Source organism: Arthrobacter rhamnosi (assembly GCF_054510975.1).
This window is the reverse complement of the sequence record NZ_JBTNDN010000007.1, coordinates 1-12,807: the sequence shown is the minus strand read 5'-3', so window position 1 is coordinate 12,807 and position 12,807 is coordinate 1. Positions and strand designations below refer to the sequence as shown.

10 protein-coding genes are annotated in these 12,807 nt (G+C 63.5%); 5 read left to right on the top strand and 5 right to left on the bottom strand.

Going from position 1 to position 12,807, the window contains the following annotated elements; translation table 11 throughout:
- Positions 1–36: 36 nt before the first annotated feature.
- Positions 37–963, top strand: coding sequence for a nuclease-related domain-containing protein (locus ACX80J_RS14770; protein ID WP_459348291.1), 927 nt, complete (start codon positions 37–39; stop codon positions 961–963).
- Between the two features lie 135 nt (positions 964–1,098).
- Here ACX80J_RS14770 and ACX80J_RS14765 read toward each other — a convergent pair whose 3' ends face one another.
- Positions 1,099–2,034, bottom strand: coding sequence for a restriction endonuclease (locus ACX80J_RS14765; protein ID WP_459348290.1), 936 nt, complete (start codon positions 2,032–2,034; stop codon positions 1,099–1,101).
- Positions 2,035–2,147: 113 nt separating this feature from the next.
- Positions 2,148–2,282, bottom strand: coding sequence for a hypothetical protein (locus ACX80J_RS14760; RefSeq protein WP_459348289.1), 135 nt, complete (start codon positions 2,280–2,282; stop codon positions 2,148–2,150).
- Positions 2,283–2,711: 429 nt separating this feature from the next.
- Between ACX80J_RS14760 and ACX80J_RS14755 the strand changes: the two genes are divergently transcribed.
- Together ACX80J_RS14755 and ACX80J_RS14750 are read left to right on the top strand one after the other, a co-directional pair.
- On the top strand, positions 2,712–3,524 hold the full coding sequence (locus tag ACX80J_RS14755) for a glycosyltransferase family protein (RefSeq protein ID WP_459348288.1): 813 nt from the start codon (positions 2,712–2,714) through the stop codon (positions 3,522–3,524).
- Positions 3,518–4,543, top strand: a complete 1,026-nt coding sequence (locus tag ACX80J_RS14750; protein WP_459348287.1) for a glycosyltransferase — start codon at positions 3,518–3,520, stop codon at positions 4,541–4,543. Before ACX80J_RS14755 ends, ACX80J_RS14750 begins: the two co-directional genes overlap by 7 nt.
- Positions 4,544–4,547: 4 nt before the next feature.
- On the opposite strand, the gene ACX80J_RS14745 is transcribed toward ACX80J_RS14750, so the two are convergent.
- Positions 4,548–5,462 carry a 2-hydroxyacid dehydrogenase gene (locus tag ACX80J_RS14745; RefSeq protein WP_459348286.1) on the bottom strand — a complete coding sequence of 305 codons (915 nt, stop codon included), beginning with the start codon at positions 5,460–5,462 and terminating at the stop codon, positions 4,548–4,550.
- A 169-nt stretch (positions 5,463–5,631) separates the two neighbouring features.
- Between ACX80J_RS14745 and ACX80J_RS14740 the strand changes: the two genes are divergently transcribed.
- Both ACX80J_RS14740 and ACX80J_RS14735 read left to right on the top strand, forming a co-directional pair.
- Entirely contained in the window at positions 5,632–7,014 is a 1,383-nt protein-coding gene (locus tag ACX80J_RS14740; protein WP_459348285.1) for a D-arabinono-1,4-lactone oxidase, read from the top strand.
- A 33-nt stretch (positions 7,015–7,047) separates the two neighbouring features.
- Positions 7,048–7,890 (top strand): glycosyltransferase family 8 protein, encoded by an 843-nt coding sequence (locus tag ACX80J_RS14735; RefSeq protein ID WP_459348284.1) that lies wholly within the window; start codon positions 7,048–7,050, stop codon positions 7,888–7,890.
- A 606-nt stretch (positions 7,891–8,496) separates the two neighbouring features.
- Here the strand turns inward: ACX80J_RS14735 and ACX80J_RS14730 are convergent.
- Both ACX80J_RS14730 and ACX80J_RS14725 read right to left on the bottom strand, forming a co-directional pair.
- On the bottom strand, positions 8,497–11,043 hold the full coding sequence (locus ACX80J_RS14730; RefSeq protein ID WP_459348283.1) for a tetratricopeptide repeat protein: 2,547 nt from the start codon (positions 11,041–11,043) through the stop codon (positions 8,497–8,499).
- A gap of 458 nt (positions 11,044–11,501) precedes the next feature.
- On the bottom strand, positions 11,502–11,804 hold the full coding sequence (locus tag ACX80J_RS14725) for a hypothetical protein (protein WP_459348282.1): 303 nt from the start codon (positions 11,802–11,804) through the stop codon (positions 11,502–11,504).
- Positions 11,805–12,807: the final 1,003 nt, after the last annotated feature.

Here is a 12,807-nt window from a genome sequence, read left to right as displayed (position 1 = left end):
CCTAGGCTTATTTCGCAGGCATATGGGGGAGAGAACGTGGAAGCAGGACAGGGTGCTGCGGAGCAGGCTCAGCGAATAGGTGAGCGGGTCTCCCGGTTGGAGGGCGAGATCGAGCGGCTGGAAGTCGAACTCGAGCAGGCGCGGAAGGCGCAGCAGGCATGGCTTGCCGGAGCTGAGGGCGAAGCGCGGGTAGGCGAGCAACTGCTCCAGCTGGAGCTTCAGGGCTGGAGGATGCTTCACGACGTGCACTGGCCCGGAAGACCGAAGGCGAACCTCGATCACATCGCTGTCGGGCCGGGGGGCGTCCTGGTCATCGATGCCAAGAACTGGTCGGGCGACGTGCGCATGCGCGATAGCGAGCTGTACCAGAACGGCTACATACGTAAACGCGAGACAGTGTCGGCGCTCGAGCAGTGCGCAGCAGTGGCGGCGTTGCTGGAGCCGCAGCATCGGAGCACGGCACAGGCATGGATCTGCCTGGTGGGACAACCGGACCTTGTCGGGGCGACCAATGTCGGAGTGACCGTCGTGGGCATCGACGCGCTGGTTGACGCAGTGCGTGCGCTACCGTCGGTCCTCGAGGATGAGTTCGTCAGAGCAATTCATGAGTACCTGAAGGGCCTGTTGGCCGGGCCCGTGAGTCCGGCGGCGGCGACAACTGCCCTGCTTGATCGTCCGCAGGGCGAGTCGTCACTGCTCATAGCTCGGCGTGCGGCCGCAGCTTACTCTGCTTCTGATGGTCGACCTCGAGCGGCACCTCGAATGCCCGCCGCCACGCCTTCGAATCGACGACGTCGAAAGAACGAGCCCAGCTGTCTCGGTGCCATGTGGCGTCTTGTGCTGCTGGCCCTGGTGCTATGGATCGGGGCAGGAGCGCTACAACACGTCGTGGTGTCCTCGTCCACGCCGCCCGTGCAACCGTCGCCATCACCCAGCATCGTGCACCCCGATCTGCCTGGATAGCCGGCTGAGTAGAGCATTATCAGGTGCAAAAGTGCCCCGGGCGTCGATTGCAGAAGGACTGCCAGTCGTTGTCGCACGGGGGCCGAAGATAGCTGAGGCCCTGCGATTCCTGTGGCTGGGCTTAGAATGCCACCGCTACTCGAAGAAGTCCTCGTCAACCTCGACGACGGTGTATGTCTTAGCTACCTGCACACCGACGGAATGACGGATCATTAGATCGGTGAGTTGCTTGCCGTCGATCAAAATGATGCGCGTCGGAATGGCTCGGGCATAGTCGAGGGCTTGGGTTGAGAATCGGCTTGTCGTGATGAACACTCCCCGAGTCGCCCCACGCCCTGCGAGTGCGCCAACGAATGATTGGATGGCTTCGCGCCCAACCGTTGACTCCGCCGCGTAACGCTTGGCCTGAATGTATATCTGATCGAGACCGAGCGCGTCCTGATCTATGACTCCGTCAACGCCACCGTCACCTGTTCCCCCAATTCGTCGGCCACGGTTCTCCGCGCCGCCGTAGCCCATTGCGAGGAGCAGCTTCACGACAGCCTCCTCGAAGAAGTCCGGGTGACGATCCTGGAGGCGCTTCAGCAAATCGGTCGCGACATCCGCTCTCAGAAGCTCGATACCGCTCTCGATCTGCTCAGTCGGATCGAGTTCGGATTCCTCATCAGTCCGCCTTTGAACCGCGTTGTTTGTTGCGACATTCTGACGCCTTGGCTCATAGTCGTTGTACGCAGGTATTGCTCGAAGTGTTTCCTTCGTGATGTTTCCTCCGTTGGCAGCGAGTAGCTGCCGGCCGACATCGGTGATGATGAAGCGTCCGCGCTCAGGTTTGGCCACCGCGGTAGCTCGTGTCAGGTCGGACATCGCCCACCCGATCCGATTCTCGGCGCTCGGCTGCCCCGAGGCGAGGAGGATGGCGCGCTGATCCTCCGGAATGGCTTCCTGATCGAGCACGTCGGCGATCAGTTCGCGTCTAGTTCTTGTTCTACCGTCAGAGAGAACCCTAAGCACTGGCCGCATGAACTCGTGCCACTTCGGCATCGGTTCGATCATCGATTCGTTGTCTGACATAAGGGTCACCCTGCTCGTTGGGGAGGCTGGTACTAAATCGCGCTTTCAAAGACCCTATTGGATGCGGTAATCCTTGGAAGCCGATAAGTCGTCAGGATGTGATGGTCGAAGAGCTACTTGCCTGGGCCGTCCGAGGGTGACGAATCGTCGTCGTGCTCCTTGATGACCTTGCCGTCGTGGACCCTCTTGAGCTCGATGCCCTCGAGGTAGCTGGGCACGGGTGGGTCGAGGTCTTCGTCGCTTGTCATGGTCTCGATCCTAGGCGTGTGGGAGCAGCTACTTCTTCTGCGCGGTCCGCCAGACGTAGTCCCATCCCGCCGCGAGCGCGGCGGCCCGGCAATGACCATGTTCCACTTGCCCCGGGATCAGAATGGGTCCGCCACGGATGCGGTTCATGCCGTCGAACAGAGGTACTTGGGACTTCGGAAGCGATCCGCTGCCACGGCGAACGTTCTCTCTGTGCGGACGGAGGAGTGCGTGCAACTAGAACGGACACGATGTGGTTACCTCAGGCCGCGTGGGGCACATCACACAAGAAAGAGCCATCCTTCCGCCGGGCCTGGCAGAACTACTCCGTAGTCTTCTGCCGTGGCACACGTCCACCTGACCCGACGGGAACCGATGTTGATCATCACGCTGAACGGCCACCGCGGGGGCCGCGCCGCCCGCGTCGGGCAATGACCCCCTCGACGACCGCCGCGTCGGCACTGGTGGTCATCCCCGCCTTCGGTTCGCCGGAGCTGACCGATGCGGTGGTGCGTGATCTGGTCCGCGACGGAAGCGACCTCGACCCGGCCCTGCGCATCGTGGTGGTCGACAACGCCGGTGACTACGTGCTCCCCGAGGGGAACATCGAGGTCCACCGCCCGGGGCGCAACCTGCGGTGGATCGGCGCCGCCAACTGGGCCCTGCAGACGGCGTTGCGCGATGGCCATGCGGTCTGCGTGGTGCTGAACAACGACATCCGGCTGTCACCCGGGTTCCTCGACGGACTGCTCGCGCCCTTCTCCACAGCGGACGACATCGCGCTCGCGGCGGCCTGCTACGACGATTTCTGGCTCCACCAGCGGGCCTCCGCGATCCCGGGTACCGCCGCGGAATACGTCCCGCGCGACGTGCTGCGCGACGTCGACTTCTGTGACGGCACCGCGATAGCGCTCGCCGTGCCCTCCGTCGTCGAACTGGGGGGCCTGGACGAGGTCACCTTCCCGCGGCACGGCTACGGCGCGGACATCGACCTGGCGATCCGCGCGCGGGCGGCCGGCCTGCGGTGCGTGGTCACGGAGGGCGCCTACGTCTCACACCTGCGGCGGCAGACGATGAATCGGACCGGTCAGAGCTCCGAGGGCAACCGGGCGGAGATCCTCCACGGACTGGACGCCAAGTGGGGCGACGGGTGGCGGGCGGACGTCGGGCTCGGCCCGGACTCGTTCCCCGCCCACAACACCGGGAGCGGCGCGTCCTGGTACCTGACGGCTCCGGCATGGTGAGCACTCCCGGACGGTCTCCGGGGCGGATTGTCTACGCCGGTTTCGCGACGCGCCACCACAGCGGCGGCGTGCACGTGATGACCCAGCACGTCCGGTTGCTGCGCGAGCGCGGCCACGAGGCCTGGTTGTGGCTGCCCGACGCGGACGACCGCACCGACTGGATCGCCGACGACGTGCCGATGCTGTTCGGCGCCACGACTGCGATCGGCGCCGACGACCTCCTGGTGCTGCCGGAGACGCCGACCGTCCAGGGCCGCGATCCGGCACCCGGAGCGCGCAAGGTCATCTTCAACCAGAACCACTTCTACACCTTCGCTGCCGGTGCTCCCGGTGAGGACTTCCCCGGGTGGTCACCGGCGCCCGCGATCTGGGTGGTGTCCGAGGAGAGCCGCGACGTGCTGTCCGCCGCGCTGCCCGGCCTGCCGGTGAGCGTGGTGCCCAACCCGGTCGACGGCGAGCTGTTCGCCCCCGGCGCCGCCGGGCAGCTCCGGGTGAGCTGGTTCCCCAGGAAGCGGCCGCGGGAGGCCTCGCTGCTGAAGCGGCTGCTGGCCGGCGAGCCACGGCTCTCGGGGGTGGAGCTGGTGGAACTGGTCCATGCCCCGAGGGCGGAGGTGGCCGCCACCCTGGCAGGCTCGGCGGTCTTCGTCGCCCTCGGGCACACCGAGAGCTACGGTCTACCGGTCGCCGAGGCACTGGCGTCGGGCTGCCTGGTTGTCGGGTACGACGGCGGCGGCGGGCACGAGCTGTTCGAGGCACCCGGCGCGTGGCGGGTCCCGGACCAGCGACCGCTGCTGATCCGTGACCAGGTGGCGTCCCTGATCCAGGACCTCGACGCCCTGGCGCCGGTCCGCGCAGCGAACCGCCGCTGGGTGCTCGACCGCTACCCGTTCGCCCGGACCGGAGCGGCACTGGAGGAGGCGGTCGCGGCCGCGCGGGCCAGGCCGGGCGCAGACGCCGTGGCCGTGCATCCGGCCGCCTGGCTCGACACCCTCGGCCCGAACTTCACAGCGTATGCGTGAGGATTCAGTGGGCACCCTTCACGACGTTGACGAGGTCCTCGCCGGCCACGTAGCGGCGCACCTGCGCGTTGACCAGCGCGAAGGCTCGCGGGCCGGACTGCGCGATGGAGCCGGCGGCGTGCGGGGTGATGATCAGGTTCGGTGCGTTCCACAGCGGGTGGTCAGCAGGCAGGGGCTCCGGCTCCATCACGTCCAAGGCGGCGCGCAGCCGCCCGGACGTCAGTTCCGCGAGCAGTGCCGAGGTGTCCACGACCTTGCCGCGCGCCACGTTGACCAGCAGGGCGCCGTCGGGCATCCGGGACAGGAACTCCGCGTCGACGAGACCTGTCGTGGCCTCCGTGAGCGGAACGGTCAGCACCACCACGTCGGCCTCGGGCAGCAGGCCCGGCAGCTCCGAGGTGGCGTGGATGCCGTCACGTGCCGTGTGCGCCACGAGCACGGGAACGGCATCGAAGCTCCGCAGGCGGCGCGCGGTCTGCTCTCCGAGGTCGCCGGCGCCGATGATCAGCACGCGCTTGTCGCGCAGGTCGTCGGCCTCCATCGGGTCCCACCGGCCCTGTCGCTGCGCTTCACCGAAGTGGGGCAGCCGGCGCAGCGTGGCCAGGACGACGGCCAGGACCAGTTCGGCGACGGCCGGACCGTGTACGCCACGGGCGCTGCACAGAGTCACACCGTCCGGGACGTGCTCGAGAATGTCCTCCACGCCGGCACTCGTCAGCTGAGTGACCTCGAGCTTCGGCATGGCGGCGAACTTCCCGGGGAGGTTGGTGGACTCCTCGACCTGCGGCACCCAGAAGACGGTCTCCGCCAGGCGCTCGGGCTTCTCGCCCTCGCCGTCCCAGACGATCACCTCGACCTCGTCGGGCAGGGCTCCGAGGAAATCACGGGCATTCGAGTCGGGCACGCAGACGACAGTCATTCTGTCAGTGTAAACATCCCCCTGACGAGGCAGGGCTATGGTGTCAGCAGGACTTCTACAGAACTGAGAAATTCATCCACGGTGGCCGGAAACACCCGTGCCCGATGGATCAGTCGCGCCCGTTGGGGCGGCTTCGAAGGCAGAACCGAACTTCTACAGGAGACTCGTCATGGCCATCACACAGCTCACCTACCCCCACCAGGAGCCGGAGCTCACCGGCGAGGACATCCGGCTCCGCAACTGGGCCAGGAACTCCCGGCTGGGCCTGCCCGGCTCGGTCGTCGCGCCGGCCACCGAGGCGGAGCTATGCGACTTCCTGTCCACCAGCGACGGCCGGGTCCGGATGATCGGGAGCCGGATGTCGCCCGGCAGGATGATCGAGGTCGCGGACGGGGCCGGCACGCTCCTGGACCTGAGCAGGCTGAGCGGCCTGATCTCCAGCACCGAGGACACCGCGACCTTCGCCGGCTCGACCTCCCTGGCCGAGGTGTACGCGTTCCTCACCGCGCGGGGGCAGATGCTGGACGCCTCTCCCGGAGTGATCGCCGAGCAGACGCTGGCCGGTGCGCTGTCCACCGGAACCCACGGCCAAGGCCTGCAGCAGAGCTCGATCGCCGGCGCCGCGCTGGCGATCCGCATGGTGCTGGCCGACGGCACGGTCGCGGAGTTCGACCATGACCACCCGGACTTCCCCGCCGTCCAGCTCGGTCTCGGTTCACTGGGCGTGATCACCGCCGTGACACTGCGTGCACGGGAGTCGATGATCTACACCTGCGTGAAGAAGGCCGTCGACGCGGGCACACTCGAGACGGACCTGGAGACCTGGAACCGGGAGAACATCCTGGTCAAGGCGTGGTGGTTCCCCCAGGAGAACCAGGTCCAGGTCTGGACCGCCAACGAGGCGTCCGACGACGAGGTGTCGCGGTACCGGGCCGGCGGCAGTCAGCTCGTGGAGTACGCGACGACCGATACGTCCATGAACAGCACGATCGAGGCAACGCTGCAGCACCTCCGCGACGACAGCAAGGGCGTCGCCGACAACGGCAAGTCGCTCCGCACGGTGTCGCGCTTCCGGGACTTCACCGACGTCACGGGTGACATCTACCAGGTGTTCTGCAAGGGGATCGCGACCCCCCAAATCAACGTGGAGATCGGCATCCCGCTCGCGCAGGCCGGAGCGGTCATCAGGAAGATCAAGGACTGGCACGCGGAGACCCGCCCCCGCATGCACTACCCGGTGATCCTGCGCTGCACCGGCGCGTCCGAGGGATGGCTGAGCCCGTCGAACGGCCAGGACACCTGCTACTTCGGCTTCGTGGTCTACTACGCGGCCGACGGTTCGCTGTCCGAGGAGGGCGACAGCTTCCTCCGGGCCGTGGAGCGGGCCCTGGCCGAGGAGGGCGGCCGGCCCCACTGGGGCAAGTACTTCGACGAGTCCCTCTACGACTGGCCGGCGCTCTACCCCCAGTGGGAAGCCTTCCGCCGGGTGCGCGAGACGCTGGACCCGGAGCACCGCTTCGCCAATGCCTTCACCGATGCGCTCCTCGACTGACCCGACCCCGCTACTACGACAGGAGCACCACCGATGAACGCCTGGGTGACCTTGCTGACTCAACCCGACTACCTGATCGGGGTCCGGACGCTGCGGGCCTCGCTGGCGGCCTCCGGCAGCACCGCCCCCCTCGTCGTCATGGTGACCGAGGGGATCGACGAGCAGGCCCGGCGCGTCCTGCAGGACGACGGATGCCTCCTGCGCGAGGTCGCACCGTTGCGGCCGGCCGGGGGATCGGCGGACAGCTACGCCAACTCCCGGTTCGCGGAGGTGTGGACCAAGCTGGCAGTCTGGGGCCTCACCGAGTTCGAGCGCGTCGTCTTCCTGGACGCCGACATGCTGGTGACCCGCAACATGGACGAGCTGTTCTCGCTGGACCTGGCCGACGGCGCCATCGCCGCCTGCCACGCCTGCCGGTGCAACCCCAACCGGATTGCGAGCTATCCGCCGAGCTGGCGGCCCGAGACCTGCTTCTACACGCACTGCCGGGGCGGGGACCACGTCACTGAACCGGATGCGACGGACAACTACCTGAACGGCGGCTTCCTCGTGCTGTCGCCCGACGAGGCCGTCCTCGCCGAGATGGTGGGGCGGCTGGCAGGCGTGGAGGATTTGTCGCACTACCCGTTCGCCGAACAGGACTTCCTCAACGAGTTCTACCGCGACCGCTGGCAGCCGTTGCCCTACGTCTACAACGCGCTGAAGACCCTGCAGCACCAGCACCCGTCGGTGTGGGATCCGGCGTCGGTGAAGAACATTCACTACATCATCGACAAGCCGTGGGCGAAGCCGCTCGACCCCACAGACCGGTACGTCGAGGTGAACCGGCTGTGGTGGGAGATGGCCGACACTCTAAGCGCACCCGTCGGCTCCTGACTTTGCAGGCGAAGGTGCTCGCTTCCGACCCCGTTATGAGGTACGGAATCGAGCGTGACGGCGTGCGGTTTGAAATTGGCCCGCACGTCGCACAGGGTGTGGAAAGCCTCTACAACTGCCCAACCCGATGCCGCCAGAGTACGCGCAATCTGCGCCGCTAATTGCGTCTTGCCGTGACCGCCGACAGCATAAATGACCCGCACTGGCATCCGCGCAGTCCCGAAACTTAGCTTGCCAGTTCAGCGAGCTCGCTGAACTGGCCCACCAGATGGACCATCTCGTATTATGTTGCCAAAGGCCGAGTAGGAAAATTGCGGGCAATCAACGGCGGCACTTGTTGGCAACAATGGATGACGCGGACGTAACCGAACGGAGGGTCGCCTAGAAGGTTCAACATGTACTGATTACCATTCTTGACGGCAATACATGGCCATTATCACTTCGATTATGCTAAATCATTCAGTTTCTGTTCTTGCCGGTAGTAAATTAGGGCAATTTTCTCAATAAATGTTGGGATTGCCGCCATCGGTCTTAACTTATTGTGAATTTGTTGCACCCTAAACGAGTGACTCTACGCGGCACATCGGTGATCCGTTTCGTGCCTAGTCAACGAACACTCCGATAATCATCTTTGCCCCCGCTAAGTAAAGATTCTCTGATTTCGCGTATTGACCCTAATCGCTGCCGTGAGGCTTCGTCACCTGCGGCTGCTAGCGTCTCGTGAAGTTTCACAGATTCATGTGCAGCGGAGAGTCCAGCCTCCACGTGCCTTCGACTCAAACGGCAGATCTCTGCCATGGTCCCTAGTGATGTTGCGAGGTTGGGGAGGTATGCGGGGTTTCCGGTCTCGGGGTTGGCCAGCGTCCGAAAAGTGTTGATGGCTTCCTGAGTGGGGGCGAATGCATCCTGGTGCCGGCCCAATTGCGCCAGCCGGTTACCGAGGTTGTTCAGTGACATTGCGAGGTTGGGGAGGTATGCGGGGTTTCCGGTCTCGGGGTTGGCCAAAGTCCGAAAAGTGTTGATGGCTTCCTGGGTGGGGGCCAATGCATCCTGGTGCCGGCCCAATTGCGCCAGCCGGTTACCGAGGTTGTTCAGCGATCCGGCGAAGTCCCGAAGGTAGGCGGCGGGGTTTCCGGTCTCGGGGTTAGCCAAAACGCGACGAACGTTGGCGGCTTCCTGGGTGGGGGCCAGGGCGTCTCGGTGCCGCCCCAATTGCGCTAGGCGAATCCCAAAGTTGTTCAATGATCCTGCGAGGTTCGGGAGGTAGGCGGCGGGGTTCCCGGTTTCGGGGTCGGCCAGGGTTCGATAGATGTCGGCGGCTTCCTGGGTGGGAGCCAGTGCGTCGTGGTGTCGGCCCAGGTCCGCCAGCCGATTACCGAGGTTGTTCAGTGACATTGCGAGGTCGGGGAGGTAGGCGGCCGGGTTTCCGGTCGTAGGATCGGACAGCATCCGGTAGGTCTCGGTGGCCTTCTGGGTTGGAGCCAGCGCGTCTTGGTGCCGGCCCAATTGCGCCAAGCGAATCCCAATGTTATTCAGCGATCCCGCAAAATACGGGAGGTAGGCGGCCGGGTTTCCGGTCGCAGGATCGGACAGCATCCGGTAGTTATCGGTGGCCTTCTCGGTTGGAGCCAGCGCGTCTTGGTGCCGGCCCAAATCCGCCAATAGGGCACCGAGGTTGTTCAGTGACATCGCAAGGTCGGGGAGGTAGGCGGCGGGGTGTCCGGTCTCGGGGTCGGCCAGCATCCGAAGAATGTCGGCGGCTTCCTGGGTAGGGGCCAGTGCGTCTTGGTGCCGGCCTAGGTCCGCCAATAGGGCACCGAGGTTGTTCAGTGACATCGCGAGGTCGGGGAGGTAGGCGGCGGGGCGTCCGGTCTCGGGGTCGGCCAGCATCCGAAGAGTGTCGGCGGCTTCCTGGGTAGGGGCCAGTGCGTCCTGACGTCGGCCCACGTTGTGGTACCTGTAGCCCAGCTCCGCTAGTAGCTTGGCGTGTTCGGCGGTGTTCGTGCTCGCGTTCGGGACAAGCGCCATCCGACGCTCTGAAACGACGACGGCAGCTTCATCGAAGTCGAGGTTCATTCCTGGAGGAAGCTGTCCAGCGATGAGATTAAGGAGATCGTTATCGCCGTCAGCCAATGAAGCAAGACGGGCCGTGGTCGCGCCACCGCCGGCAAGCACTAGAGCTGGGTTCTGGTCAAGGATCGGACGCAATGCCTGAGGAAGTAGATGGGGCCAACGTGATGCTGCTTCCACCAACCCTATAACTGCGGGCCGGAGGTATGTGGGCATGGAAGAGGGGCGGTTGGGCTGCAAAAATTGGTTTGACAGGAGCAAGCGGCTCAAAGCAGAAACGGCCCATGGGTCAGCGAAATCGGATTCTGGTTCACTTCCAGGAATGGTGAGCGCAATGTAATCTTCGGCCAAGCGGTCAGGAGCCATCGCGTCGAGCACCATCTCCGGCCTCATTGTGGGATAGGCAACCTTATGATCCCGCAATAGCTGATCCGCTTCAGAGTCAGATGTTGCGATTCCGGTGGCCTGGACTACCTGTATGCCCTCGGAGTAGGGCACGGCTTGGGTGAGTGCCGCTACCATGCTGGCATGTCTTATCTGCTGCGGCGTGGAGGTAATCTTGCCCGAGCTCGCGAGCTGCTCCCACCCTTTCAGCTCCCGATCCAGCAAGTAGGTTGACAGCGCCGCACGGTCAGATGGTAATTCCGATCCACGGGCTGTTGCATCAACTGCGACCAAGGCCGCCATGTATAGGGTCAACGCATGCTCCCCGCCAAGTGCTGATGCGTACTCAGGGATTAATACGGAGGATGGATCGGTCAGACCAAGGTACGGGGAAAATGCTGTCACTGCCGCGTTAAATGCGTGGTGGGCGTCCAATCCTTCACGGGCCAGTCCGTCGGCTAAAGGTGGCAGCTTGACTTCGTCGACCTCGTCAATCCCCGCGTCAAGTAGTGCGCCTTCCACTGATTTCCACCAGCCCTGAACTCCCCGTGCCACCAGCAGGACCCGGACCGGGCCAGGGAGATTGATATGTGCGTCCAGTATGGCGAGCAAGTCCGCGATGGGCCAGCGGTCCGCATAGTCGATAAGCACCAGCAGTCCGGCGCTGTCTCGAGATGTAGCGGTATCTGCGGCAGTCATGGTGCCTCCCAGACGGGGGGCCTCGCGGTGGTGGGCTTCCACCACCGCCCACCCAGACTGGGCCATGTCGAAGGCTAATCGAGCTGCGAGCCGTGTCTTTCCCTGCCCGCCCATAGCGCGGACGACTCTCACCGCGGTTCCGGCCGGTTCCGACGCCCAATTCCTCAATTCCTCAAGCTCGTTCTTGCGGCCAATGAAATTGACTATTTCGTAACGGGCAGCCAGCAGGCGGCTCGGAAACCTGCGAGCTGTAGTTTCTGATAGCTCCGCTGGTCCCGTGCCAGCTGGCCGCAACCGATATTGCGGATCGCCTCGATACGTCCAGGCGTAGAGGTCGCCGTTTTTAACAGCGAACACATCACCGGCACCCCCGTGCACCGTCTGGAGGCCACTGGTGTCATCCGCGGGTTCCTCCAAGGTTGCAGGGGCGCTCCGATTGAAGAGAGGGGTCCTCGTCATCAGTTATCGCTCAGCTTCGCTTCGGGGCTTGACCGCCGGTCCACGTTCATAGTTCCGTTCTGAACCCCGAAAGCATCCCCTTGCTGTGCGTGAATCACCTGTACCCCCGGCACCGGGTCGCTCGTGGGTTTCGCTGTTTGAAGGCCCGCTACGCCTAAAACAATCCCGACCACGGACAGCACGAAGCCCCAAATTCCCAGCGCACTGGCAAGGCCTTCAGGATTTTTTGCTGCAAGCATCACCATCACCACGGCACATACGACAACAACTATCGACACAAAAATCAGGAGACGACTGAGCATGTTGACATGCTCTCATCTGTTGTCCATGCGATCCAGAGGAGAGGAAAGGATCTGTATCACTCTGGGAAAAACGGTGAAACGAGAACGTAAGGAGTACTGCGGCACGATGCAGGCGTGGCCGGTTCCCACGTCTACTCCCAAAGCCATGCGCGCGTAGTTCTAGATGCCTCGTCTTCGCTGTCTTGCATCCAGGGGATGATCCGCAAGCTATACTCGCATCCCAGACCAGCAGCAAACCCTATTATCTGGATGGCAGTCCAGGCGGCAGTGGCACCCACGGCTTAGCGGGTAGCCTCCGCCTCGAGTGGAGTAGTTCCTCTATCATCTGTCCTAAGCTGGCGTGGCATCAGGAACCGTCTTCGGTGCTGAACTGAGAAAGTTGATCAATTTTGCCGATAAAGAAACAACCGCTCGCTGAGAAACTTAGTGCTAGGACGAGGGTTCGACAGTTAGGAGGGGTCTTAATTTCAGCACAGCCAAATCTTGCAGACGAAGCTGAGGCACTAGCGCAGGCTGCTTATGACATGCCTGCCGCCCAACTGGCATCAGAGATTAGGGCGTTGGTGAGGAAAGCTGAGCCTTTCGTAGGTTCGAACGGTGTATGGGGAGCTCTCGACGATCTAAAGACGCTGGTGGAACAGCTGGACTAGTCGTGCCGCGTAAGGTGGTCGGTGGACTAACTGAGGATTCGCAGCAGATGGAGCAAATGAGTGATACCACAACGAATCGCAACCTCATCTGTCAGGTCAAGGCATCCTCATAAAATGCTACAAGATCAAGGCAACAATCTACTCATCGCCGCAGAGGGCATGAACTAGCGCTTGAATACCAAGTCACGCGTTTGTCTACTGTGGCGGTGAATCGAGAGCGACAGTTAGAGTTTTAGGTTCTACACGCAGAGGGGTGGGGGCTCCCCCGGGGGGGAGAAAACCCCCCTCCTCCCCACTTTCCCCTTCCTTTTCCTTTTTTTTTTTCTTCTTTTTTTTTTTTTTTTTTTTTCCCC